The following is a 24,415-nucleotide window of genomic DNA, read 5'->3' as shown; positions in this document are numbered from 1 at the left end:
GACCAACCGCGCTCTGACCAACCGCGCTCTGACCAACCGCGCTCTGACCAACCGCGCTCTGACCAACCGCGCTCTGACCAACCGCGCGGCGAGCAGCCGCATGCTGACCAACCGCATGCTGACCAACCGCGTGCTGAGCAGTCGCGTGCCGAGCAGTCCCGCGGCGACCAGCCGAGCGCTGGCCAGTCGCGGCCTGAGCAGTCGCGCGTTGAACGGTCCGGGGTCGAGCAGCTCCGCCCGGAGGACGGGCGTCGCGAGCAGCCCCGCCCGGACCAGCCGCGGCACGACCAGCCTCGCCCTGACCGCGGACAGTCCCAGGGGCGTCCCGAGCAAGGCAGGCCTGAACGCGGGCTCCCAGGCCAGGCCCACATCGGTCAGCCTCAGCCAGGCCAGCCACGCGCCGGCCAGTCGCTACCCGGTCAGTTCGGCCAAGGTCAGCCCCGCCCGGAGCAGGCTCGCCCCGAGGCGTTGCGCCAAGAGCCGCCGCGCCACGATCAGCCGCGCCCCGACCAGGGCCGCCCCGACCAGGGCCGCCCTGAACATGCGCGTCCGGAGCAGGGGCGTCCGGAGCAGGGCCGGTACGACCAGCTTCGGCAAGAACAGACACGTCGCGACCAGTCCCGTCCGCCTCACCTGCGCCCAGAGCAGGCTCGCTTTGGACAGTCGGCACCTCCCCAGTCGCGTCTCGACCAGTCGCGGCCTGACCAGGGCCGCCAAGAGCAGACGCGCCAGGACCAAACGCGCCCTGACCACGGTCGCCAAGACCAAAGCCGCCCCGACCAGCACAGGTCGGGTCAGCAGCCCAGGCCGGAGCAGTACCGCCCCGACCAGCAGCGGAGCGAGCAGCAGCGGAACGACCAGCAAGGCCCGGACCGCCAGAGGCAGGACCAGGCCCGCGCCGACCAGCCCTCGCCGTACGCGCAGCGCAAGGAGCCGCAGCGCCACGACGCGCCCACCAGGCAGGACCTGCAACGGCCCCACCACCGCCCGGACCAGCGCCAGGAGCGGCGGCACGAGCCGGCGCCCACGCAGCTGAACGGCTTGCACCAGAGCGGCACGTACCCGACCGGCGGCAACCAGACCGGCGCGAAGCAAAACGCCGCCCACCAAAGCAGCGCCCACCAGAGCAACGCGCCCCAAAACGGCGCAAACCCGATCAGCGCCCACCAAACCAGCGCCCACCAGACGAGCGCTCGCCCGAACGGCACCCAGCGCACAGAACAGCGCCACGACACCGCCCACCCGGAAACGGTCCGCCTGTCCCCGGTGAAGCTGCCGGAACAGCCCAAACCCCGCACCGAACCCCCGAAGAAGCCCGACGAAGCCCCGGAAGACCTCCCCGGCTACGACGAGGAACCCGAAGACCGCCTCACCGAACCGGACGACAAGCCGAAGAAGAGCCGCAAGCCACTGGCCGTCGTCCTGGCCCTGCTGGTCGTCGCGGCTCTCGCCGGCGCCACGGTCTACGCGGTCAACGAGTTCGGCGGCGCCGCGGCGGTCGAGACCAGGCCGCCCGCCCCGCCGGCCGACGTGCGGCCGCTCGTCAAACCGGTCAGCGCCCAGGGAGCTGCCCCGACGCCGCAGGGTGTCAAGCAGGCGCTCGCCGGTCCGGCGGCGAACGGTGCGCTCGCGCCGCTCACGGGCAGTGTCATCGATCCCGCCACGGGCACCGTCCTGTGGCAGCAGGGGGACACGACCCCGGCGACGCCCGCGTCGAGTTTGAAGGTGCTCACGGCGGCGGCCGCGTTGCTGGAGCTCGACCGGACCGCGCAGCTCAGCACCAAGGTCGTCCAAGGCTCGGAGCCGGGCACGGTGGTCGTGGTCGGCGGGGGTGACCCGACGATCTCGGCGGTGCCGGGCAGCAGTGTCTACCCCGGTGCGGCGACGCTCGACGACCTCGTCAACCAGGTCAAGGCGAAGGGGCCGGTCACCAAGGTCCTGTACGACCTGGGCAGGTACACGGGCGAGCCGATGGGTCCGCAGTGGGAGACGGCGGACATCGCGGGCGGGTCGGTGGCGCCGATCGTGCCGTTCATGGTCGACGGTGGGCGGCTCGACCCCAAGAAGGTCGAGGGGGCACGGACGGCGTCGCCCGCGCAGGCGGCGGCGGACGCGTTCGCGGCCAGGCTCGGTGCGGCCGCCGCGGTTCCCGGTGCGGCGCCGCAGGGGGCGCAGACGATCGCCGAGGTCAGGTCGGCGCCGATCGAGCAGCTCGTCGACAACATGATGCAGATCTCGGACAACGTGCTCACCGAGGCGGTCGCCAGGGAGCTCGCGATCAAGACGGGCAACGAGCCGTCGTTCGCGGGTGGGGTCAAGGCGGTCAGGGACACGCTGGCCAAGCACGGGTTCGACCTCACCGGGGCGAACTTCGTGGACGGCAGCGGGTTGTCGGCGACGGACAAGATCCCGGCGAAGCTGCTGACCGACGTCCTCTCGGCCGCCGCGAAGCCCGCGATGGACGAGCGGACGGCGAAGTTGCGTCCGCTGCTCACGGCGCTGCCGGTCGCGGGTGGCAGCGGCACGCTGGCCGGGCGGTACGCCGGGGCCGCGGCGCAGGGCAAGGGCTGGGTGCGGGCCAAGACGGGCACGCTGACGTCCGTCAACGCGCTGGCGGGCGTCGTGGTCGACCAGGACGGGCGGGTGCTGGTGTTCGCGTTCATGTCGGGCAACCCCGGCAACCCGGACACCGAGGTGCGGCCCGCGCTGGACGTGCTGGCGGCGGCGTTGCGAGGCTGTGGCTGTTCGTAGCGGGGCGTGCGCAGGTAGCGTCGGCGGGGTGAACGGCGCGACGGAGGCAGAGCTCGGCCCGGTGGACTGGGAGCTCGCGGTGGCGACCGCGACCCGGTTGGTGCGGCCCGGTCCGGTGATCGAGAGAGCCGAGGCCGATCACGTCGTCGGCCGGCTCCGCGAGCTCGCGCCGCAGGCCGAGGTGCACGTCCGCGAGCTCACCGGGCTCGGGCAGGGGCTGCCGTTGCTGCCGGGTGAGGTCGTGGACCGGCCGGCCTGGGTGAAGGCGGCGGCACAGGGCCTGCAGGCGCTCACGGCTCCGGCCATGCCGCGACAGACGGGTGCGATGGCGGCCGTTCTCGCGGGCACGGCGGGGGTGCAGGCCGGTGTGGTGCTGTCGTTCCTGAGCTCGCGGGTGCTGGGGCAGTACGACCCGTTCAGCCCGAGCGAGCAGCTGGCGGGGCGGTTGCTGCTGGTGGCGCCGAACATCGTTGGCGCGCAACAGGCTCTCGACGTCCCCGCGGACGACTTCCGGATGTGGGTGTGCCTGCACGAGTGCACGCACCGGTTGCAGTTCACCGGGGTGCCGTGGCTGCGCAGGTACTTCGCGGAGCAGGTCACCACGCTGCTCTCCACAATGGACGAGGACAGGGCGCCGCTGCCGGAGGTCATCCGCGACTTCCGCACGAAGCTGCGCGCGGGCGACGGTCCGATCGGGCTGATCGAGCTCATCCAGTCGCCGCAGCAGAAAGCGGTGCTGGACCGGCTGATCGCACTGTCCACTTTGCTCGAAGGCCACGCCGACCACGTGATGGACGCGGTCGGGGACGCGGTCGTGCCGTCGGTGGCGACGATCCGCAGCCGCTTCACCGTGCGCCGCAAGGGCGGCGGCCTGCTCGACCGGGTGCTGCGGACGCTGCTGGGCGTCGAGGCGAAGGTGCGGCAGTACGCGGAGGGCGCGGCGTTCACCGAGTACGTCGTCGAACGCGTCGGCATGGACGGCTTCAACGCCATCTGGACCAGCGCGGACACCCTGCCGACGCGTGCGGAGATCGCCGAGCCGATGGGCTGGCTGCGCCGCGTGGCACCGTGAACGGCCCGGTCGCCGAGGTCGCGACGGCGGTGCGGCGGTTCCTCGACGAGGTGCGGCCCGAGCACGTGACCGTCGCGGTCTCCGGCGGCGCCGACTCGCTCGCGCTGGCGGCCGCCACCGCACGGCTGGTTCCCGGCGCGTCGGCCGTGGTCGTTGACCACCGGCTGCAACCGGGTTCGGGTGACGTCGCGTCGCGCGCTGCCGACATCTGCGCGGACCTCGGCCTCACCGCGCGGGTGGAGCTCGTCACCGTCGAGGGACCCGGCGGCCCCGAGGCGGCCGCACGCAAGGCCCGTTACGCCGCGCTCAGACCGAAGGACGGCGTTGTCCTGCTCGGGCACACGCTGGACGACCAGGCCGAAACCGTGCTGCTGGGCCTCGGCCGCGGTTCCGGTCCACGTTCGATAGCGGGCATGCGCGCCTATGACCCGCCATGGGGCCGGCCGCTGCTCGGCGTCTCACGCGCGACGACACGCGCCGCGTGTGTGGAGCAGGGCATCGAAGTGTGGGACGACCCACACAACGAAGACCCGTCGTTCACCCGTGTGCGCTTACGGCGAGAAGTGCTGCCACTGCTGGAAGAGGTGCTTCAAGGTGGGGTGGCGGCGTCGCTGGCGCGCACAGCGGCCCAGCTCAGGGAGGACTGCGACGCCTTGGACGAGCTCGCGCACGCCTTCGAGGGCGACTGCTGCGCCGTGACCGACGTCGCGGAGCTGCCGGTCGCGTTGCGACGCAGAGTGCTCAGGTCGTGGCTCATCGCAGAGGGTGTGCCGGAACTGTCCGATTCGCACCTGCGTCGGGTCGACGCACTGGTGAGTGAATGGCGTGGTCAGGGCGGTGTCTGGCTACCCGGCGGCTTTGTCGCGCGCCGTGCGCATGGCAGGCTCCAGGTGGAACCGGAGTCTTAACCAGAGGAGACCTCTCCGTGTACGACGGCGACATCGCATCCGTGCTCATCACCGAGCAGGAGATCAGCGACAAGGTCACCGAACTCGCCAAGCAGGTCGCTGACGATCACCCAGAAGGTGACTCCGACCTCGTGCTGATCACCGTCCTCAAGGGAGCGGTGATGTTCATGGCCGATCTTGCTCGCGCGCTGCCCGTCCCGGTGCAGCTGGAGTTCATGGCCGTGAGCTCCTACGGCTCGTCCACCTCGTCGTCCGGCGTGGTGCGGATCCTCAAGGACCTCGACCGCGACATCGCCGACCGCAACGTCGTGATCGTCGAGGACATCATCGACTCCGGTCTCACGCTGTCGTGGCTGCTCAAGAACCTGCAGTCGCGCCGGCCCAGGTCGCTCGAGGTGTGCACGCTGCTGCGCAAGCCCGACGCCGTCAAGGTCGAGGTGCCGGTGAAGTACGTCGGTTTCGACATCCCCAACGAGTTCGTGGTCGGCTACGGCCTCGACTACGCCGAGCGGTACCGCGACCTGCCCTACATCGGGACGCTCGACCCGAAGGTGTACTCCAGCTGAGGAGTTGTCCACAGATCTGCGGATGGTCGTTTCCGCAGGTCAAGGAGCGATATGATGGCCTAGGGGTCGCCCCCCGGAGAGGGTGGGGGCTGCCCCTGGGCCATTTTCGTGATCAACAGCCGCCGGGCGACGCGTCTGAGTCGTTCCCGCGTTCGAGCCGTTCCCGCGTTCGAGCCGTTCCGCGTCCGTCCGGCTTGGTCGACGCATCCGCGCGCAACGCCTCCGCGATCCCAGCCACCGATACCGAGCCGCCCAGCCTGTTCGGCCCACACGACTCCCGCCCCACAGCCCGGCGAAAGCGACCCGGAACGAGAACAGGGGCGCCGCCCGCCGGCAACGCCCCCGCCCTGAGACTCGAACGACCGATCAGCAGTTCGGCCGGCACCGCCGCTGCGACACCGCGTCCAGCAGCACCCCGCGGATGTCCTCCGGGTTCGGCGCCTGGTACGCCTTGCCGCCGGTGGCCGCCGCGATGGCGCGCAGCGCGTCCATGTCGGCGTCCTGCCCGAGCCCGACCATGATGATCGGCACCGGGCGGGCCGGGTCCGACTCGCGCTTCAGCGTCTCGATCAGCGACGCGGTGTCGATCGACGAGATGTCGTCGTTGCGGCCGTCCGTCATCAGCACCACGGAGTTGACCTTCGACGGGTCGTAGCCGGACAGCACGTGCCGGTAGGCCGCGAGGGTCGTGTCGTTCAGCGCCGTGCCGCCGCCGACCAGTGCGGTGAGCTGCGACGCACCGGCCTCCAGCCGCTTGCGCCTGGTCACGCCCTGCAGCGGTTCGCCGAGCGGGCCGAGGGGAACCAGCTCGATCCAGTCCTGCGGCGGCTTCTTGTCCGTCGAGAACGCCCACAGGCCGATCTGCGTGGTGTCGGGCAGCATCGACAGCGCGGTCATCGACGCCTCGGTGGCCGCCTCGACGCGGGTTTTGCCGTTCGCGCCCTTTTCGATCATCGAGCCGGACACGTCGATCACGGTCAGCATGCGCATGTCCAGGCTGACGGCGCCCCACGTGCGCAGCAGTTCGGAGACCTGGTCGGCGTTCGGGGTCTCGATCAGCTTCACGTCGCCGGCCTGCACGCCCTCGACCTGCGTCGACCACCTGGCGGGTGCGGCGCCGGAGACGGTGCGGAAGCCGGCCTCGCCGAAGCGCTTGACCGTGTCGGGGGAGCGCAGCACGCGTTCGAACTCCGCCGCGGCCTCACCGGTGCCGTCCTGCTCGTTCTGCCGCGACACCCGCACCACCGGGTAGTCGAACGACAGCGTGCCCTCCTTGGGCGGTCCGCCCAGGACGGCGTTCTTCTTCATCGAGCGGTTGTTCGCCACGACCGACTGCTCGGTCGCCGCGAAGAGCGGTGCCTTCTCCGCGTCCGAGGTGACCTTGCTGAACGCGTCGCGCACCGACGGGATCGCGGTGCGGCCGACCCGCAGCAGCGTGCCCACCAGCTCCGGTTTCGGCGTGCCGTCGGCGTTGCCGAGCAACGTGCGGATGACGAAGAGGGTCCCGAGGCCCTCCGAGGTCATCGTCGGGTCGCTCATCGAGACGGCGACCTTGGGGTCGATCACCTTCGACCAGGAGATCGGGGCGATCGGGTAGCCGACCTTGGCCATCGTCGCCTCGGAACCGGCCACGACCAGCGGAGAGGACGCCAGCGAGGGCTTGATGTCCAGCTTCGGGGCCTCGGGACCGGTCTCGGCCGACTGGCGCTGGGCCTCCGCCGCCCACATCGAGGAGTCGGGGATCCACAGGGAATGGGGGTTGATCTGCGCGGTCGGCAGCTCGTGGGCCACGTCGGCGGCGTTGCGCGACTCGACTTGGACCTGCACGCACCGGCCGTTCACGACCGGCTGGGACCGCTGGTAGTCCTGCGCGGCCGCGTTCACCACGTCGAGGGCCGCGGGTGTGACGGCAACCTTCAGCGTCAGTGCGCCTGAGCAGTCGGCGCCACTGGTGACACGCAGTGCGACGACCGTGACGCCCGCCGCCGCGATCACTCCGAGCAGGGCGCCCACGGGGAGGGCCACCCTCCGGAACAAGCCGGGGGACGTGTGACGAGCTGACATACGGTTACTTACCTTCGGTCACGTGTTCACTCTTTCGAGTGGCGGGGAAACACTCGGGGGAATGCATGAGGATGACATGTGACCCGTAAACGTAATGAGATGGCGTGACCTGCGTCACTCGCCTGGTCGGCCGCATCTATTCCGGGTGAACCAAACGGCGTGAACATGCGTGGTAGGGGTCACGCACGGGAACCCAGCGGCGGCCAGGACCGTTGGTTGCTCAGTACCCGACCAGCGGGCGGTAGGCTGGTCGGACGCGGTATGTGGGTCTTCCACTGCCCGACGCGCAAGTCAGGGAGGGTCGAGGCCGCCCGCCGGCCGTAAGTGCATGGACCGCAAGCGCCTGCTTCGCAACCCGCTGCTGTGGATCGCTGCGGTGTTGCTGCTCTACTTCGTCTTCACCGTGCTCTTCGACGACTCACGGGGCTACCACCAGGTCAAGACGTCTCAGGCACTGCAACAGGTGCGTGAGGGCAACGTCAAGGAAGCCACGATCGAGGACAAGGAGCAGCGTCTCCGGCTGACCCTCAAGGACGGCTCGACGTTCGAGAACAGCAACCGCCTGATCACGCAGTTCCCGGCGAGCTCGACCGACGAGATCTTCACCATCCTCGACCAGGCCGGCAACAAGCCGACCGTGGAGACCAAGGTCAGCCAGGAGTCCATCCTGATGCAGATCTTGATCTACCTCGTGCCGCTCGGGCTGTTGCTGCTGCTCCTGATGTGGATGATGAACAACGCCCAGGGCGGCGGCAACCGCGTCCTGAACTTCGGCAAGTCCAAGGCCAAGCAGCTCTCCAAGGACATGCCGAAGACGACGTTCGCCGACGTCGCCGGTGCCGAGGAGGCCGTCGAGGAGCTCGAGGAGATCAAGGACTTCCTCCAGAACCCCGGCCGCTACCAGGCACTGGGCGCCAAGATCCCCAAGGGCGTGCTGCTCTACGGCCCGCCGGGAACCGGTAAGACGCTGCTCGCACGAGCCGTCGCCGGTGAGGCCGGTGTGCCGTTCTACTCGATCTCCGGCTCGGACTTCGTCGAGATGTTCGTCGGTGTCGGTGCCTCCCGCGTGCGCGACCTGTTCGAGCAGGCCAAGCAGAACGCGCCGTGCATCATCTTCGTCGACGAGATCGACGCGGTGGGCCGCCACCGCGGCGCCGGTCTCGGCGGCGGGCACGACGAGCGCGAGCAGACGCTCAACCAGCTGCTCGTCGAGATGGACGGCTTCGACTCGCGCGGCGGGATCATCCTGATCGCGGCCACGAACCGGCCCGACATCCTCGACCCCGCCCTGCTGCGCCCCGGTCGCTTCGACCGGCAGATCCCGGTGTCCGCGCCGGACCTGAAGGGCCGCAAGCAGATCCTGCGGGTGCACTCCAAGGGCAAGCCGCTGGCGAACGACGCCGACCTCGACGGGCTCGCGAAGCGCACCGTCGGGTTCTCCGGCGCCGACCTCGCGAACGTGATCAACGAGGCCGCGCTGCTCACCGCGCGCCAGAACGGCACGGTGATCAACGGTGCCGCGCTGGAGGAGTCGGTCGACCGCGTGATCGGCGGTCCGGCCCGCAAGAGCCGGATCATCTCCGAGAAGGAGAAGAAGATCACCGCGTACCACGAGGCCGGGCACGCCCTGGCCGCGTGGGCGATGCCGGACATCGACCCGGTCTACAAGGTCACGATCCTCGCCCGCGGCCGCACCGGCGGCCACACCCTCTCGGTGCCGGAAGAGGACAAGGACCTGATGACCAGGTCCGAGATGATCGCCAGGCTGGTGTTCGCGCTGGGTGGCCGTTCCGCGGAGGAGCTCGTCTTCCACGAGCCCACGACCGGTGCGTCCAACGACATCGAGCAGGCGACCAAGATCGCCCGCGCGATGGTCACCGAGTACGGCATGAGCGCCAAGCTGGGTGCCGTGAAGTACGGCCAGGAGCAGGGCGAGCCGTTCCTCGGCCGCTCGGCTGGCCGGCAGGCGGACTACTCGCTCGAGGTCGCGCACGAGATCGACGAGGAGGTGCGCAAGCTCATCGAGGCCGCGCACACCGAGGCGTACGAGGTGCTCAACACCTACCGCGACGTCCTCGACGACCTCACGCTCGAGCTCTTCGAGAAGGAGACCCTGCACCAGAAGGACCTGGAGCGGATCTTCGCCCGCGTCGAGAAGCGGCCGCGCATCACCCAGTTCAACGACTTCGGTGACCGCACGCCGTCCGACATCCCGCCGGTCAAGACCCCCGGCGAGCTCGCGAAGGAACGCGGGGAGCCGTGGCCCCCGGTCGTCGAGGACGTCATCGAGGAGGAGCTGCAGCAGGACGAGTCCGCCGCTGCCGCGCCGACCGAGCAGCTGCCCTCGCCGAACGGCTCGAACGGGGCCAACGGCGTGCACCAGCCGGGCCAGCCGGCCAACCAGTCGGGTCCGCCGAACTACGGCGCCCCGCCCGGGTGGACACCGGCGACCGTCCCCGGTCAGCCGCACAACGTCTGGGAGCCGCGCAAGCCGCAGCCAGACCAGGACGAGCGGCAGTGACCGAGCAACACCGGCTCGACGCAGACGCCGGCCTCACCGGAAACGGGGAGGCCGGCGTCTCCGCGCGGCGGGCCTTCGACCAGGACCGCGCCGAGGCTGCGGTGCGTGAGCTGCTGATCGCCTGCGGTGAAGACCCGGAGCGCGAAGGCCTCCGCGAGACCCCCGCTAGGGTCGCGCGGGCCTACCGCGAGCTGTTCGCCGGTCTTTACACCGACGCGGACGCCGTGCTCGCCAAGACGTTCGACGAGAGCCATGAAGAGCTCGTCCTCGTCACCGACATCCCGATGTTCAGCTTCTGCGAGCACCACCTGCTGCCGTTCCACGGCGTCGCGCACGTCGGGTACATCCCGAACGAGCACGGCCGCGTGACCGGCCTGTCGAAGCTGGCCAGGCTGGTCGACCTCTACTCGAAGCGCCCGCAGGTGCAGGAGCGGCTGACCTCGCAGGTCGCGGACGCGCTGGTGCGCAAGCTCGAACCGCGCGGCGTGATCGTGGTCGTCGAGGCCGAGCACCTGTGCATGGGCATGCGCGGTGTGCGCAAGCCCGGCTCGCGCACGACCACGTCGGCGGTGCGCGGCCTGCTGCGCACGTCCGCCTCGTCGCGGGCGGAGGCGATCGAGCTGATCAGGGGCCGGTTGCGGTGACCGGCCTGCCCCGCCCCGACCGGTGCGTCGTGATGGGCGTCCTCAACGTCACGCCGGACTCCTTCTCCGACGGCGGCCGCTACCTGGACCGCGCCGACGCGGTGGAGCACGGCGTCGCGCTGCACCGGCGTGGCGCCGACCTGGTCGACGTCGGCGGCGAGTCGACCCGGCCGGGTGCCGAACGCGTCGAGCCGGCCGAGGAGATCGCCCGCGTGGTGCCCGTGATCAAGGGACTGGTCGCCGAGGGCGTGCCGGTCAGCGTGGACACGATGTGGGCCTCCGTCGCCACGGCGGCGCTGGAGGCGGGCGCGTCGATCGTGAACGACGTCTCCGGCGGCCTGGCCGACCCGGCGATGGTGAAGGTCGTCGCCGCCGCCGGTGTGCCGTACGTGCTGATGCACTGGCGCGGGCACAGCACCGAGATGGACTCGTTGGCGCGCTACGACGACGTGGTCACGGACGTGCGCACGGAACTGCTTGAACGCGTGGAGACGGCGCTGGCGGCAGGGGTCGCCGAGTCGGCGATCGTGCTCGACCCCGGTCTGGGGTTCGCGAAGCTCGGCGACCACAACTGGGAGCTGCTGCAACGCCTCGACGAGCTGGTGGAACTCGGGTTCCCGGTGCTGGTGGGCGCGTCGCGCAAGCGTTTCCTCGGCACGCTGCTGAACAACCGTCCACCGGACGGCAGGGAGGACGCGACCGCCGCGGTGTCTGCTTTGGCCGCGTTCAACGGAGCGTGGGGAGTGCGGGTGCACGACGTCGACCGGACGCTGGACGCGGTCGCCGTCGCCGGTGCGTGGAGGCGGGGACATGGCTGACCGGATCGCGTTGACGGGCCTGCGGGTCCGCGGCAACCACGGCGTCTTCGAGCACGAGAAGCGCGACGGCCAGGAGTTCGTCATCGACATCACGCTGTGGCTCGACCTGAGCTCCGCGGCGGCGACCGACGACCTGACGAAGACCTACCACTACGGCGAGCTCGCCGAGATGGCCGCCGCGATCGTCGGCGGCGAACCGTGCGACCTCATCGAGACGGTGGCCGGCCGCATCGCCGACGCGGCGATGACCGACACCCGGCTGCACGCGGCCGAGGTGACCGTCCACAAGCCGTCCGCGCCGATCCCGCTGACGTTCGACGACGTGTCGGTGACGATCCGCCGCTCCCGCCGCCTCGCCGCACCGCTGCCGAAAGAACCGCGATGACCCGCGCTGTCCTGTCGATCGGCTCGAACCTGGGCGACCGGTTCGCGTTCCTGAAGTCCGTGGTGGACGGCCTGAGGCCGTACGTCGTCGCGGTGTCGCCCGTGTACGAAACGGCCGCGTGGGGTGTGGAGGACCAGCCGGACTTCCTGAACGCCGTCGTGGTCGTGTCCGCCGACGACGTGGACGAGTGGGGCTGGCTGCGCCGCGGTCAGGAGCTGGAGAACGCCGCGGGACGCGTGCGGGAGCAGCGCTGGGGACCGCGCACGCTCGACGTGGACGTGGTTTCGGTGGACGGGGTGACCTCCGACCACCCGGACCTCCTCCTGCCGCACCCAGGGGCGTTCGAGCGCGCGACGGTGATCGTCCCGTGGCTCGACGTCGAACCGGACGCGGTGCTGCCGGGCCACGGACCCGTTGCGGCGCTGGAGTTCTCGCTGGAGGGCGTGCGGCGGCGCGACGACCTGGTGCTGACTTCGGGTTGGATGGACGCGTGAGGTTCACCCGTCCCCGCGACCTGGCGACCACCGCGGTCATCGCCGCTCTGCTGGCGCACCTGGTCCTGCGGCTCGCCTACGACACCCTTCCACCGCTGCCGCGCGCGGCCGGTTCGACGTTGCTCGCACTGGCCGCCGTCGAGGTGTGGTTCGCGTTCTCGTTGCGCGCCAGGATCGAACGCCGCCAGGGCGCCCGCCCGGTGCAGCCGCTCACCGCCGCGCGCGCGGTCGCGCTGGCGAAGGCCTCCTCGGTTCTGGGCGCACTGATGTTCGGCGTCTGGAGTGGACTGCTGATCTACGTGATCCCCGTCCGCGACTCGTTCTCCGCCGCGGGGAACGACCTGTTCGCGGCGGTTGTCGGGATGGTGAGCGCCGCCGCGCTGACCGCTGCCGCGCTGTGGCTGGAGCACTGCTGCAAGACGCCCACGGAGAGTTCCGGGAAGGATTAGATACCGGTCCGTAGGTCTCAGTCGGATAACTACGCGGTACCGTAGTCCCCATGACCGGACGCGGCGCGTCGATCGACGGCGAGCAAGAGGATCACGGTCGTGGCTCCGGGCGGTTGCTGTTGGTCGCAGCGCTGGCGCTCGCCCTGGTGGCCGCGGCGGTGCTCGTTCTGAGCGACAGCGCCCGGATGCTGCGCCTGGCCGTGGTGGCCGCGCTGTGGGCCGCGCTGGTCGGCGCGTTCCTCGCGGCCAAGTACCGCAAGCAGGTCGGCGAGCGGGACGACGAGGTCGCGGACCTGCAGTCCGTGTACGAGCTGGAGCTCGAACGCGAGGTGGCCGCCCGCCGCGAGTACGAGCTGGAGATCGAGGCCGAGACCCGCAAGCGGATCGAGGAGGAGTCGCGCGCCGACATCGAGGCGTTGCGCGCCGACCTCCGGACGCTGCGGGAGAACCTGGAAGGCTTGCTGGGCGGCGATGTCCTGGTCGAACGCGTGGCGTTGCGCGCGGAGTCGACCCGCCTGCGCTCGCTGGCCGGTGACGGTTCGCGCCTGACCTCCGGCCCGGAGAAGCGGATCATCAACGCGATCAACGCCGCGAAGCCCGCCTCCTCGCCGGTGGAGAAGCCGTCGGAGCGCACCGAGCTGATCGAACGCGTGGCGCACGAGGCCAAGGTGCAGCCACCGCGCCGCGAGCCCGCCCGCCCGGAACCGGCCAGGCCGGAACCCACCCGCACCTCCCCGCGGCCGCAGCCGGCCGCCGCACGCCGCGAGCCGGGCAAGACCGCGAAGCAGGAGCCGGGCCGCCCCGGCCAGCAACGGCCGGGCAGCGCCGCCGCCGCGGTGTCGGCCAGGCTCGGTGGCCAGCCGGCCCAGAAACCAGCCCAGAAGCCGGCTCAGAAACCCGGCCCGCAGTCGGCCCCGTCGCCGGTGCAGGCGCAGGCGCAGGCGCAGGCGCAGCGCACCGAGCGGGTGCCGCGGCCCCAGGCCCAGGTGATGCGGACCGAGGCGTTGCCGCGGCCGGAGCAGCCGCCGGTGAAGGCGCCCGCCGCCAAGGCCGAGCCGCCCCGCAAGCCGGAGCCCGCGCGCAAGCAGGAGGCACCCAGGTCGCGCGTGGCCGAGCGCACCGAGATCGTCGACCCGAAGGCGCTGGCGTCCGCCGCTGGCCGCCGTCGTGCGGACGACCGCGCACCCGAGCAGGACAGCGGGTCGTGGGAGACGTTGCAGCCGGACGAGCCGTCGGGCCCGTCCAGCGGCAAGCGGCGGGCCGCGTCCGAGGAGTCCTCGACGTCGCTGTCGCCGGCACGGGCCCAGTCCGGCCGCAGGACCGCCTCGGAGGACTCGTTCGTGTCGCTGCCCCCGGTGAGCCGGCGCCCGTCGGAGGAGCCGTCCACGCGCATGCTCGCACCGACCGGCCGCAGAGCCGCCGAGGACTCCTCGACGCGCCTGCCCGCCGTGCCGTCCGGTCGCCGCGCCGCGTCGGAGGAGTCGTCGGCAAGCCTGCCCGCGGTGTCCGGTGGCCGCAGGGCCGCGCCGGAGGACCCGTCGGGGGCGCACGCGGACGGCAAGTCCGTGAGCGAGCTGCTGGCGTCGCTCGGTGGCGGGGACGCCCCGCGCCGCCGCCGTCGCCGCGAGGACTGAGCCGACGCCTGCCGGGCCGCGAGGACCTGATGGGCCGGGGCTGGGGCTGCGATGGCAAAGCCTGCGGGAGTTGATCCGCGTGAGCCGGGCCGCGAGGACTAGGTCCGCTTGGACCTCGCCCCAGGGTCGGTCCGCGTGGGCTGAGCCCGTGAGGACCGAGCCCGAGGGCTGGCTGGCGTGGGCTGAGCCCGTGTGGATCGGAACCCCGGGATTGCCCGCGTGGACTGGAATCCCGCGAACAGGACCTGCGGCTCCGGTTACTTGTCGATGTCGCCGACGATCACGGCGAACGAGCTCAGCACGGCGGGCAGGTCGTCGACCGGCGTGCCCGGCAGCAACGCCGACAGCGCCTGGACGTTGTTGAACGACGGTGTGCGCAGCTTGAGCCGCCACGGCGTCTTCTCGCCGCGCGACGACAGGTGGACGCCCGAGGTGCCCAGCGGTGCCTCGACGCGGGTGTAGACCGAGCCCTCCGGCGCCTTGATGGCCTTGGGCAGGCGGACGTTCACCGGCCCGGACGGCAGATCGTCCACAAAGGATCGGGCAAGGGTCACCGACAGCCGCACCTCGTCGAGCAGGCACCGGATCCGGGCGGCGGCGTCGCCCTCGGTGCGGACCACCGGCGTGAGCTCCAGCGAGCGGTAGGCGGGCAACGGGTCGTCGCGGCGCAGGTCGAGGTCCACGCCGCTGGCACGGCCGATCGGCCCGGTCACGCCGTACGTCAGCGCGTCGGCCAGCGGCAGGACACCCAGGCCCTCCAATGCGGACAGGTCGACGTCGAGCGGCTCCACAGTGGACAGGAACGCGGCCACCCTGCCGGTCCAGCCGGCGGGGACGTCCTCGCGCAGGCCGCCGATCCGGTTGAACATGAAGTGGATGCGCCCGCCCGACGCCTCCTCCATCAACGCCTGCACGCCCTCGCGGTAGGTGGCGGCGGCCGGGCTCAACGGCGTCAAGAACACCATGTGCGCCATCAGCCGGTTGAGCTCGCACAGCAGGGCGCGCAACCACTGGGCCCGCGCGGGGACGTCCATGCCGGTCATGCGTTCGACCGCCAGTGCGACGGCCAGCTCGTTGCAGAACGCCGCCAGCCAGTCGTGCCGGTTCGCGAGCGTGAGGACCTGGCGGTAGTCGCGGACCTCGAACAGCTTCTCGGCGCCGCGGTGCAGGTGGCCGACGAGCGGCGTGGCGGCCGTGATCACCAGGTCGGGCGTGACGGTGAGGCGCAGGCGGTAGGCGCCGTGGGCGGACGGGTGCAGTGGGCCCAGGTCGATCACGCGGTCCACGCCCAGGTACTGCGCGCCCGCCCCGACGCCGACGGTGATCTGCTCGCTCACGCCGAGCATGGTGTCACGCCTGCCGCACCACGCCGGGGAAGTCCCCCTCGCTCACGGACGGGGGAATCCCGCTCAGGACCGGGTGATCGCGAACAGGAAGCACCCGTGCGACAGGCTGCGCACCTGCACGGCCTCGACCACCGGGTCGTCCAGCAGCCCCGCGACCACGCCGTCGAACGCGCCCGGCTCCACCAGCACGCCGTCCTCGATCTGCCCGGCGGCGTTGTAGGACCGCAGCACCCGCGCGCTCTTCAGCAACGCGGCCGGCAGGACGTCCGCGGCGGCGCCACCGGGGCAGTCGACGTGGACGAAGATCGGCCCGACCTCCTCGTACGGCCCCTTGCCCGCGGCCGGCGTGTAGCGGAACAGCCAGACCGGCTCGTCCGGCAGCGACTTGCGCAGGCAGCACCGCAGCGGCACGTCGGGTTCGGAGGCGCGGTGCTCGCGGCCGGGGTCGTTCAGCGCCGCGGCCGGGGGAACGGTGTGGATTCGCATGCCACTGACGATCGTCGTCAGCCGGTGGCAAAGCTGGCGGGTATCGGACGCCAGGGCGGCAGCTCCGGCAGCAGGTCCGCCACCGCCACGCCACGGCCGTGCAGCAGCCACCCGAACGCCCCCAGGCCCGCCGGGTCGCGCAGCTCCGCGATCCGCCCGGCGCGGGCGGCCGACTCCAGCCACTCCCAGCCCGAGCCGGTGACCTCGCCGGTCAGGCCCAGCGCGGCGAGCGCGTCCCGTTGCGACACCAGCGCCCGGTCACCGCCGGCCGCGGCGGCGCACGCGTCCAGCGCCACGTGCGCGGTGATGTCGCAGGACCCGTCGAACACCGGCGGTACCTGGCGGCCGGCGCGGTAGCCCGTCAGGGTGAACCGGCGCGAGGACCTCAGGTGCCCGTAGTCGACCGCCAGCGCCGCACCCCGCACGCCCGCCACCGCGGCCGCCCACGCGGCGTCCCTCGGCGCACCCACCTCGGCCCGCTCGCCGTCGGCCAACGGCCACCAACGGGTGATCCACGGGTCGTCGGACGGCCCGGTCACCACCGGGCAGGGGATCGCGTCCAGCCACTCGTGACCGACCAGCAGCCCGGTGCACGACGGCACCGACGTCGTCCACGTGACCCCCGGAAGCTCCACCGGTGGGCCGAGTTCGACCGCCGTGACCCGCAGCCGTGCCGCCAGCGACCCGGACGCCAGCCGCCGCACCGCGAACGCGAGCTCGCCACCGCCCGCGCCGACGTCGACGAAGTCCACGACCGGGGGAAATCCGAGCGCGGCGTCCACCCGGCCGAGCAGCGTGAGCAGCGCCTCCGCGAGCTCCGGCCCGACCAGCGGTGACGTGCGGAAGTGCGCGGACGGCTTCTCGCCGCGCGCGAAGAAGCCGCCGGGACCGTACAGCGCGGCGTGCCAAGCGGCTTCCCAGTCGAACACCGGACAAGTGTGCATCTAAGGTCATTTCCCGTGACCGACGCCGACCTGTCGCCGACGCCGTCCCGCAAGCGCATCGAGCAGCGCCGCTGGACCGTCCTGTTCCCCGTCGTGGGGCTGATCGCGCTGGCCGCGGCGGGCCTCGTGCTGTTCGCGCTCGGGTCGACGAGCATCGGCCTGGAGCCGATCCTCGTCGGTGCCGCCGCGGCGCTGATCCCGGTCGCGTTCGTGGTCAGCGCGTTCCTGTGGATAGACCGCTGGGAGCCGGAGCCGGCGAAGCTGCTGCTCTTCGCGTTCTTCTGGGGCGCCTGCGGTGCCACGATCAGCTCGCTGGTGTTCAACCAGACGAGCCGGGTGGTCGGCGACATCCTCACCCACGGCGGTGGCGGCGACTTCACGCTGCTCGTCGGCGCGCCGGTGGTGGAGGAGGCGGCCAAGGCGGCGTTCCTGATCGCGGTCTACCTGCGGCGCAGGCACGAGTTCGACGGTGTCGTCGACGGCATGGTCTACGCGGGCATCACCGCGGCGGGCTTCGCGTTCACCGAGAACATCTGGTACTTCGGCCGGATCTTCGCCCAGCAGGGCTTCGGCGACCTGGAGGGCGGCGTGGTCGCGCTGTTCCTGCTGCGCGGCGTGCTGTCGCCGTTCGCGCACCCGCTCTTCACGTCGATGACCGGCATCGGCGTCGGCATCGCGGCGAGCTCCAGCCGGGCCGTCACGCGCGTCGTCGCGCCGATCGCCGGGTACCTGGCGGCGGTCGGCCTGCACGCCGGCTGGAACGCCATGACCAAGGTCGAGACCGGGTCGGCGTTCATCAACCTGTACTTCCTGGTCATGGTGCCGTTGTTCGCGGGCGCGGTCGGGATCGTGGTGTGGCAGCGGCGCAGGGAGCAGCGGATCGTGGCGGGCCAGCTCGCGGCGATGGCGCAGAACCGGTGGATCGCCAACAGCGAGGTGGCGTTGCTGGCGAGCCTGAACGGGCGCAGGAACTGGCTGCGGGCGGTCAAGCGCAAGTCCGGTGACAGCGCGGCCAGGTCCGTGCGGAACTACCAGATCGCCGTGACCGAGCTGGCGTTCCTGCGGCACCGCATCGAGCAGGGCACGGCCGGTCAGAGCGCAGAGCAGCGGCACGGCGTGCTGCTCGACACGTTGCACGCCGCCAGGACCGCCGCTCGCGGGTGAGTCCGGTCACCGCCGGGCCACCTGCCGGGACGTGCGGGATTACCCTCGGCGGCGTCGTCTGGTACCCGAACCGGGACTGGAACGTCAGAAGGAGTTAGTCGCATGGACGCGACCCCTCGTCCGGCCAGGCTCGCCGTCGGTGTCATCTCGGCCGGCCGGGTCGGTTCCGTGCTGGGCGCCGCGCTGGCCAGGACCGGCCACGTGGTCGTCGGCACGTCCGCCGTCTCCCAGGCCTCCCGCAACCGCGCGGAGGAGCTGCTGCCCGGCGTCGCCATCGCCGATCCCACCGAGGTCGCCCGGCGAGCCGACCTCGTGCTGCTGGCCGTGCCGGACGACGAGCTGGCGGGCCTGGTGCGCGGTCTGGTCGCCACGGGCTCGCTGCGGGCCGGGCAGATCGTCGTGCACACCAGCGGTGCCCAGGGCGTGGCCGTGCTCGAACCCGCGGCCGAGCTGGGGGCGCTGACCCTCGCGCTGCACCCCGTCATGACGTTCACCGGCCGGTCGGAGGACCTGCAGCGGATGAGCGCGGCCTGCGTCGGCGTCACCGCCGCCGACGGCGACGAGGTGGCCTGGAGCGTCGGCGAGGCGCTGGTCGTGGAGATGGACGCCGAACCGGTGCGCGTGCCGGAGGCCGTCCGCCCGCTCTACCACGCGGCACTGGCCCACGGCGCGAACCACCTGATCACGCTGGTCCGCGACGCGGCGGACCTGCTCACCAACGCGGGCGTGGCGAACGCCGAGCGGCTGCTCGGGCCGTTGCTGTCCGCCGCGCTCGACAACGCGCTGCGCCACGGCGACCGCGCCCTCACCGGTCCGGTCGCCCGCGGTGACACGGGTACCTTGCGGGGGCACCTCACCGTGCTGGCCGGGCAGGCACCCGACGTCCTGCCCAGCTACCGCGCGCTCGCCCGGCGCACCGCCGAGCGGGCCGAACGCTCCGGGCTGATCAAGCCCGACGCGGCCGACGACGTTCGCACCACTCTCGAGGACTGACGTGACCAAGCCACTGACCAAGGACGACTACCGCCCGGACGACGTCACGGTGCACCGCGATCCCGCGCGGCTCAACCGCGTGGTGCGCGCGCTGCGCAACGCCGGCCGCAACGTGGCGCTGGTGCCGACGATGGGCGCGCTGCACGCCGGTCACCGGCAGCTGATCCGCGAGGCGAAGGTCATGCAGAACACGGTGGTCGTCGTGTCGATCTTCGTGAACCCGCTGCAGTTCGGTGCGAACGAGGACCTCGACTCCTACCCCCGCCAGTTCGAGTCCGATGTGGACATCTGCCGCGAGGAGCGCGTCGGCCTGGTCTTCGCGCCGTCCGCCGAGGACATGTACCCCGGCGGGTCCGCGCAGGTGACCGTCCACCCCGGTCCGCTGGGCGACGAGCTGGAGGGCGCGTCACGGCCCGGCCACTTCGCCGGCGTGCTGACCGTGGTGTCCAAGCTGTTCAACATCGTGCAGCCCACGTTCGCCGTGTTCGGGCAGAAGGACTACCAGCAGCTGCAGCTCATCCACCGGATGGCGCGCGACCTGAACTTCCCGCTCGACGTCGTCGGCGTGCCGACCGTGCGCGAACCCGACGGCCTCGCGCTGTCGTCGCGCAACGCCTACCTGACGCCCGAGCAGCGCCAGCACGCCGTGACGCTGTCGGCCGCGCTGACCGCGGGCGCGCACGTCTCGGCACAGGGCGCGGACGCGGTGCTCAAGGCCGCGCACGACGTGCTGGCGCAGACGCCGGAGGTGCGGCTCGACTACCTGGAGCTGCGCGGGCCCGACCTCGGTCCCGCGCCGGAGAACGGTGACGCCCGGCTGCTCGTCGCGGCCCGCGTCGGTGCCACCCGCCTGATCGACAACATCGCGGTGTTGCTCGGCGAGGGCGACGAGTAGGGGGAGTGACATGTTCCGCACGATGCTGAAGTCCAAGATCCACCGCGCCACGGTGACGCAGGCCGACCTGCACTACGTGGGCTCGGTGACCGTTGACGAGGACCTGATGGAGGCCGCCGACCTGCTTGCCGGCGAACAGGTCGCCATCGTGGACGTCACCAACGGCGCACGCCTGGAGACCTACGTCATCCCCGGCGAGCGCGGCACGGGCGTGCTGGGCATCAACGGTGCCGCCGCGCACCTGGTGCACCCCGGCGACATCGTCATCCTCATCGCCTACGGGCAGATGGACGACGCCGAGTCGCGCGCCTACAAGCCGCGCGTCGTGTTCGTGGACGCCGACAACAGGGTTGTCGACCTCGGCTCCGACCCCGCGCACGCCCCGGAGGGGTCCGGTCTGGTGAACGGCTCCACGAGCGCGCCGTCGTCTGAGACCGTTGAGGCGACCGCGCTGGACGCGTTGATCCAGGCCGAGAACTTGAAGCAGGAGACCTCCTAGTGCTGCTCGCCATCGACGTCGGCAACACCAACATCGTGCTCGGTCTCTACGACGGCGTGGGCGACTCCGCGCCGCTCGTGCGGGACTGGCGGATGCGCACCGACGCCCGCATGACCGCTGACGAGCTCGCGCTGACCATGCGCGGGCTGCTCGGCGAGTACGCCGACAAGATCACCGGCATCGCCGCGCTGTCCACCGTGCCCGCGGTGCTGCGCGAGCTGCGGGTGATGCTCGGCCGCTACTACGACAGCGTGCCGAAGGTGCTGGTGGAGCCGGGCGTGAAGACCGGCGTGCCGCTGCTCGTGGACAACCCGAAGGAGGTCGGCTCCGACCGCGTGATCAACACGCTGGCCGCGCACCACCTCTACTCGACCTCGTGCGTGGTGGTCGACTTCGGCACGTCCACGAACCTCGACGTGATCTCGTCGCGCGGCGAGTTCCTCGGCGGCGCGCTGGCGCCCGGCATCGAGATCTCCGTCGACGCCCTCGCCGCGCGCGCGGCCCAGCTCCGCAAGGTGGAGCTGGTCCGCCCGCGCAACGTCATCGGCAAGAACACCGTGGAGTGCCTGCAGTCCGGGATCGTCTACGGGTTCGTCGGCCAGGTGGACGGGCTGGTGCGGCGGATCACCGAGGAGCTCCAGCAGACCGATCCCGGTCCCGTCACCGTGATCGCCACCGGTGGCCTGGCGCCGCTGGTGGTGTCGGAGTCCTCGACGATCGCGCACCACGTGCCCGACCTGACCCTGCTGGGGCTGCGGCTCGTCTTCGAGCGCAACCTCGTCAGCCGCTGACGACCATCCGCGTCACGTCCGTGAGCATGGGGACGTCGAACGGCCCGTTCGACGTCTCCGGCCGCGAACGCAGGAACGCCAGCATCTTCTCGTTGACGGCCGCGCGTTCCTCGTCGCTGACGACCAGAAGCCGCGAATGGGTGTTCACGGTCGCCACGAACGCCTCCGGCGAGTCCCGGTGCTGCGAGTGCCGGAACACCTGCCGTTCGGGCTCACCGAACAACGGGTGCGCCAGGATGCCCGTGGGGTCCTGCTTGCTCGTCTGGACGCTGCTCGTCGACACCCGCTCGAACTCGGCCAGCCACTCGACCGACGTGTCCGGCTCGTTCCACATCGCCGCCACCACACCACCCGGCCGCAGCACACGGGCGATCTCCGGCATCGCCTTCTCCTGGTCGAACCAGTGGAACGCGGTCCCCACCAGCACGGCGTCGACCGTCTGGTCGGGCACCGGGATGTGCTCCGCGTGCCCCGGCAACGCGCGCACGTCGTGCACCCGCCGCACCAGCTCGGAAAGCATCTGCTCGTTGGGCTCCACGGCTGTGACGCAGTGGCCCTCCGCCACCAGTCCCGCGGTCAGCTTCCCGGTGCCGGCGGCGAGGTCGAGAACGTCCAAGCGCCTGTCCTGTACCAGCGGCTCCAGAGCCCACCGGATCGCCGCCAAGGGGTAGTCCGGCCGGTGTTCGGCGTAGGCCTCCGCCTGCGCGCCGAACGAGTCCGCTCGCCTCGCGTGTAGATCCATCCGTCCAACCTAGTGAGTGGACCGGTGCCCGAAATGGTCTGGTCGGGGTTTCCCGTGTCACGCCATAGGGTCGTGTGCCCGCCCCCGCGTGCGTTCCCGCGGTCCGGAATCGGTGGCGAGCTGGTGAAACGGGTATCCGGTTCGCTGTGACACCGCGGCCTTCCGTACCCTTCTCGGCGTGAGTGAGCAGCCGAAGCAAAACCCCGTGACCAGCGAAGAAGACCTGCCCGAGCAGATGCGCGTGCGCCGGGAGAAGCGTGCGCGGCTGCTCGCTTCCGGCAAGGAGCCGTATCCGGTCGAGGTCGGGCGCACGCACACGTTGCGCGAGATTCGCGAAGCGCACCCCGAACTCGAACCCGACACGCAGACCGGTCAGGTCGTCGGTGTGACCGGGCGGGTCATGTTCTTGCGCAACACCGGAAAGCTCTGCTTCGCGACGTTGCGCGAAGGGGACGGCACCGAACTGCAGGCGATGCTGAGCCTCGCCGGTGTGGGTGAGGAAGCACTTTCCGAGTGGAAGACCGACGTCGACCTCGGTGACCACGTTTTCGTGCACGGCGAGGTCATCAGCTCGCGCCGCGGCGAGCTTTCCGTGATGGCCGACGCGTGGCAGCTGACGTCGAAGTCGTTGCGCCCGCTTCCCGTCGCGCACAAGGAACTCGGCGAGGAAACCCGTATTCGCCAGCGTTACGTCGACCTGATCCTGCGCCCGCTGGCCCGTGACACGGTCCGCACCCGCGCGAACGTGGTCCGTTCTCTGCGCGACTCGTTCCACCGGCGTGGTTTCCTCGAAGTCGAGACGCCGATGTTGCAGACGCTGCAGGGTGGTGCGACGGCGCGCCCGTTCATCACGCACTCGAACGCGCTCGACATCGACCTGTTCCTGCGCATCGCGCCGGAGCTGTACTTGAAGCGCTGTGTGGTCGGCGGGATCGAGAAGGTCTTCGAGATCAACCGCAACTTCCGCAACGAGGGCGTCGACTCGTCTCATTCGCCCGAGTTTTCGATGCTGGAGTACTACGAGGCGTACGCCACGTATGACACCAACGCCGTGCTGACCCGCGAGCTGATCCAGGAAGCCGCGGAAGCGGTGACAGGTTCGCAGATTGTCACCCTCGCCGACGGCACGGAGTACGACCTGTCGGGCGAATGGCGGACGATCAGCATCTACGAGTCGCTGTCCGAGGCGGTCGGGGAGGAAATCACCCCCGAGACGCCCGCCGAGGTGCTGCGCAAGCTTTGTGACCGCCACGAACTGGAGCTCAACCCCAAGTTCGGGCACGGCAAGCTCGTCGAGGAGCTGTGGGAGCACCTGGTGTGCGACTCGCTCTACCTGCCGACGTTCGTGCGGGACTACCCGGTGGAGACGTCGCCGCTCACCAGGCAGCACCGCAGCAAGCCGGGTGTCGCCGAAAAGTGGGATCTCTACGTCCGCGGATTCGAACTCGGCACCGGTTACTCCGAACTGGTGGACCCGGTGATCGAGCGGGAACGCCTGGAAGCGCAGGCCCGCCTTGCCGCCGCGGGTGACGACGAGGCCATGCCGATCGACGAAGACTTTCTGCGATCACTGGAGTACGGAATGCCACCGAGTGGTGGTGTCGGAATGGGTATCGATCGGCTGCTGATGGCGCTGACCGGACTGGGTATCCGCGAGACCATCTTGTTCCCGCTCGTTCGCCCTGAATGAGTAACTTTCCGGATGTCGATAGGTGCAATGCGGCACCTGTGCGCTAACCTGCGTCGGCAGGGCATTAGTTGGCGTGCGGGTGACCGCGCATTCGGGGTCCAGGAGGATACGCATGGCGCAGAAGGTCACGGTGACCCTCGTCGACGACCTGGACGGCTCCACTGCGGAGGAGACCGTCGAGTTCGGGCTGGACGGTGTCAGCTACACGATCGACCTTTCCTCGGGCAATGCGGGCAAACTGCGGGACGCCTTGTCCGACTTCGTGGCGGGTGCCCGCCGCGCGGGTGGTCGCAAGCGCACCGGTCCTGGCCGTCCGGCCGGCCCGGCCGTGAAGGCGCGGCCGGCATCGGCCGATCGTGAGCAGAACCAGGCCATTCGCGAGTGGGCGCGCAAGCAGGGCATGAAGGTGTCGGACCGGGGCCGCATCCCGGCAGAGGTGCTCGACGCCTACCACCAGCAGGGCTGAAATTCGGTAAAGCACGAAGGGGTTCCGGGAGCATTCCCGGAACCCCTTCGTGTTATTTGAGTGACTGCTCAACTACTGGGCGGTTCACAGTCT

25 protein-coding genes are annotated in these 24,415 nt (G+C 71.0%); 18 read left to right on the top strand and 7 right to left on the bottom strand.

Going from position 1 to position 24,415, the window contains the following annotated elements:
• Both ADL03_RS50025 and ADL03_RS49025 read right to left on the bottom strand, forming a co-directional pair.
• On the bottom strand, positions 1-333 hold a 333-nt coding region (locus ADL03_RS50025; protein WP_231642803.1), incomplete at its 3' end, for a hypothetical protein.
• A gap of 78 nt (positions 334-411) precedes the next feature.
• Positions 412-1,242, bottom strand: coding sequence for a hypothetical protein (locus ADL03_RS49025; protein WP_197289045.1), 831 nt, complete (start codon positions 1,240-1,242; stop codon positions 412-414).
• Between the two features lie 24 nt (positions 1,243-1,266).
• Between ADL03_RS49025 and dacB the strand changes: the two genes are divergently transcribed.
• From dacB to hpt, 4 genes are read left to right on the top strand one after another with little or no spacing between them, the layout of a single operon-like run.
• Positions 1,267-2,751 (top strand): D-alanyl-D-alanine carboxypeptidase/D-alanyl-D-alanine-endopeptidase, encoded by a 1,485-nt coding sequence (dacB, locus tag ADL03_RS39315; protein ID WP_197289044.1) that lies wholly within the window; start codon positions 1,267-1,269, stop codon positions 2,749-2,751.
• A gap of 28 nt (positions 2,752-2,779) precedes the next feature.
• A complete protein-coding gene (locus tag ADL03_RS39310) occupies positions 2,780-3,823 on the top strand; it encodes a zinc-dependent metalloprotease (RefSeq protein WP_053738728.1) in 1,044 nt (347 codons plus the stop codon).
• Positions 3,820-4,731 carry a tRNA lysidine(34) synthetase TilS gene (gene tilS / locus ADL03_RS39305; RefSeq protein ID WP_053738727.1) on the top strand — a complete coding sequence of 304 codons (912 nt, stop codon included), beginning with the start codon at positions 3,820-3,822 and terminating at the stop codon, positions 4,729-4,731. Before ADL03_RS39310 ends, tilS begins: the two co-directional genes overlap by 4 nt.
• Positions 4,644-5,297, top strand: coding sequence for a hypoxanthine phosphoribosyltransferase (gene hpt, locus ADL03_RS39300; RefSeq protein ID WP_197289043.1), 654 nt, complete (start codon positions 4,644-4,646; stop codon positions 5,295-5,297). Before tilS ends, hpt begins: the two co-directional genes overlap by 88 nt.
• Before the next feature lie 366 nt (positions 5,298-5,663).
• Here hpt and ADL03_RS39295 read toward each other — a convergent pair whose 3' ends face one another.
• Positions 5,664-7,310, bottom strand: coding sequence for a substrate-binding domain-containing protein (locus ADL03_RS39295; protein WP_197289042.1), 1,647 nt, complete (start codon positions 7,308-7,310; stop codon positions 5,664-5,666).
• Positions 7,311-7,689: 379 nt separating this feature from the next.
• Here ADL03_RS39295 and ftsH point away from each other — a divergent pair, with 379 nt between their 5' ends.
• From ftsH to ADL03_RS39260, 7 genes are read left to right on the top strand one after another with little or no spacing between them, the layout of a single operon-like run.
• Entirely contained in the window at positions 7,690-9,882 is a 2,193-nt protein-coding gene (ftsH, locus tag ADL03_RS39290; RefSeq protein WP_053738725.1) for an ATP-dependent zinc metalloprotease FtsH, read from the top strand.
• The gene (folE, locus tag ADL03_RS39285) at positions 9,879-10,526 is read left to right on the top strand and encodes a GTP cyclohydrolase I FolE (protein WP_053738724.1); all 648 of its coding nucleotides are present in this window, start codon (positions 9,879-9,881) and stop codon (positions 10,524-10,526) included. Before ftsH ends, folE begins: the two co-directional genes overlap by 4 nt.
• Positions 10,523-11,344 (top strand): dihydropteroate synthase, encoded by an 822-nt coding sequence (folP, locus tag ADL03_RS39280; RefSeq protein WP_231642802.1) that lies wholly within the window; start codon positions 10,523-10,525, stop codon positions 11,342-11,344. Before folE ends, folP begins: the two co-directional genes overlap by 4 nt.
• The gene (gene folB, locus ADL03_RS39275) at positions 11,337-11,729 is read left to right on the top strand and encodes a dihydroneopterin aldolase (RefSeq protein ID WP_053738723.1); all 393 of its coding nucleotides are present in this window, start codon (positions 11,337-11,339) and stop codon (positions 11,727-11,729) included. Before folP ends, folB begins: the two co-directional genes overlap by 8 nt.
• Positions 11,726-12,223 carry a 2-amino-4-hydroxy-6-hydroxymethyldihydropteridine diphosphokinase gene (gene folK, locus ADL03_RS39270; protein ID WP_053738722.1) on the top strand — a complete coding sequence of 166 codons (498 nt, stop codon included), beginning with the start codon at positions 11,726-11,728 and terminating at the stop codon, positions 12,221-12,223. Before folB ends, folK begins: the two co-directional genes overlap by 4 nt.
• Positions 12,220-12,672, top strand: a complete 453-nt coding sequence (locus ADL03_RS39265; RefSeq protein WP_053738721.1) for a DUF3180 domain-containing protein — start codon at positions 12,220-12,222, stop codon at positions 12,670-12,672. The genes folK and ADL03_RS39265 overlap by 4 nt, the downstream gene beginning before the upstream one ends.
• A gap of 50 nt (positions 12,673-12,722) precedes the next feature.
• Positions 12,723-14,306, top strand: coding sequence for a DUF6779 domain-containing protein (locus tag ADL03_RS39260; protein WP_053738720.1), 1,584 nt, complete (start codon positions 12,723-12,725; stop codon positions 14,304-14,306).
• A 257-nt stretch (positions 14,307-14,563) separates the two neighbouring features.
• On the opposite strand, the gene ADL03_RS39255 is transcribed toward ADL03_RS39260, so the two are convergent.
• From ADL03_RS39255 to ADL03_RS39245, 3 genes are all read right to left on the bottom strand, one after another.
• Positions 14,564-15,643: an NADH-quinone oxidoreductase subunit D gene (locus tag ADL03_RS39255; RefSeq protein WP_231642801.1), complete on the bottom strand. Its 1,080-nt coding sequence runs from the start codon at positions 15,641-15,643 to the stop codon at positions 14,564-14,566.
• A gap of 72 nt (positions 15,644-15,715) precedes the next feature.
• Positions 15,716-16,138, bottom strand: a complete 423-nt coding sequence (locus ADL03_RS39250) for a DUF1203 domain-containing protein (protein WP_053738718.1) — start codon at positions 16,136-16,138, stop codon at positions 15,716-15,718.
• 17 nt (positions 16,139-16,155) lie between these two features.
• Entirely contained in the window at positions 16,156-17,067 is a 912-nt protein-coding gene (locus ADL03_RS39245) for an SAM-dependent methyltransferase (RefSeq protein WP_053738717.1), read from the bottom strand.
• Between the two features lie 30 nt (positions 17,068-17,097).
• Here ADL03_RS39245 and ADL03_RS39240 point away from each other — a divergent pair, with 30 nt between their 5' ends.
• The 5 genes from ADL03_RS39240 (at position 17,098) to ADL03_RS39220 (ending at position 21,424) form a co-directional block, all read left to right on the top strand.
• The gene (locus ADL03_RS39240; RefSeq protein ID WP_197289041.1) at positions 17,098-18,246 is read left to right on the top strand and encodes a PrsW family intramembrane metalloprotease; all 1,149 of its coding nucleotides are present in this window, start codon (positions 17,098-17,100) and stop codon (positions 18,244-18,246) included.
• Positions 18,247-18,348: 102 nt separating this feature from the next.
• Positions 18,349-19,239 (top strand): Rossmann-like and DUF2520 domain-containing protein, encoded by an 891-nt coding sequence (locus ADL03_RS39235; protein ID WP_053738716.1) that lies wholly within the window; start codon positions 18,349-18,351, stop codon positions 19,237-19,239.
• 1 nt (position 19,240) lies between these two features.
• On the top strand, positions 19,241-20,134 hold the full coding sequence (panC, locus tag ADL03_RS39230) for a pantoate--beta-alanine ligase (protein WP_053738715.1): 894 nt from the start codon (positions 19,241-19,243) through the stop codon (positions 20,132-20,134).
• Between the two features lie 10 nt (positions 20,135-20,144).
• Complete coding sequence (panD, locus tag ADL03_RS39225) at positions 20,145-20,633, top strand: aspartate 1-decarboxylase (RefSeq protein ID WP_053738714.1); 489 nt, start codon at positions 20,145-20,147, stop codon at positions 20,631-20,633.
• The gene (locus tag ADL03_RS39220; protein WP_053738713.1) at positions 20,633-21,424 is read left to right on the top strand and encodes a type III pantothenate kinase; all 792 of its coding nucleotides are present in this window, start codon (positions 20,633-20,635) and stop codon (positions 21,422-21,424) included. Before panD ends, ADL03_RS39220 begins: the two co-directional genes overlap by 1 nt.
• Here the strand turns inward: ADL03_RS39220 and ADL03_RS39215 are convergent.
• Positions 21,414-22,166 carry a class I SAM-dependent methyltransferase gene (locus ADL03_RS39215; RefSeq protein WP_053738712.1) on the bottom strand — a complete coding sequence of 251 codons (753 nt, stop codon included), beginning with the start codon at positions 22,164-22,166 and terminating at the stop codon, positions 21,414-21,416. The two genes, ADL03_RS39220 and ADL03_RS39215, sit on opposite strands and share 11 nt — an antisense overlap.
• A gap of 235 nt (positions 22,167-22,401) precedes the next feature.
• On the opposite strand from ADL03_RS39215, the gene lysS reads away from it, so the two are divergent.
• Both lysS and ADL03_RS39205 read left to right on the top strand, forming a co-directional pair.
• Complete coding sequence (gene lysS / locus ADL03_RS39210; protein ID WP_053738739.1) at positions 22,402-23,856, top strand: lysine--tRNA ligase; 1,455 nt, start codon at positions 22,402-22,404, stop codon at positions 23,854-23,856.
• A 112-nt stretch (positions 23,857-23,968) separates the two neighbouring features.
• Positions 23,969-24,322, top strand: a complete 354-nt coding sequence (locus ADL03_RS39205) for an Lsr2 family protein (RefSeq protein ID WP_053738711.1) — start codon at positions 23,969-23,971, stop codon at positions 24,320-24,322.
• Positions 24,323-24,415: the final 93 nt, after the last annotated feature.

The organism is Nocardia sp. NRRL S-836 (assembly GCF_001279525.1).
Classification (GTDB): Bacteria; Actinomycetota; Actinomycetes; order Mycobacteriales; family Pseudonocardiaceae; genus Lentzea.
The sequence above is the reverse complement of the archived record's forward strand: the minus strand, read 5'-3'. Positions and strand labels throughout refer to the sequence as shown.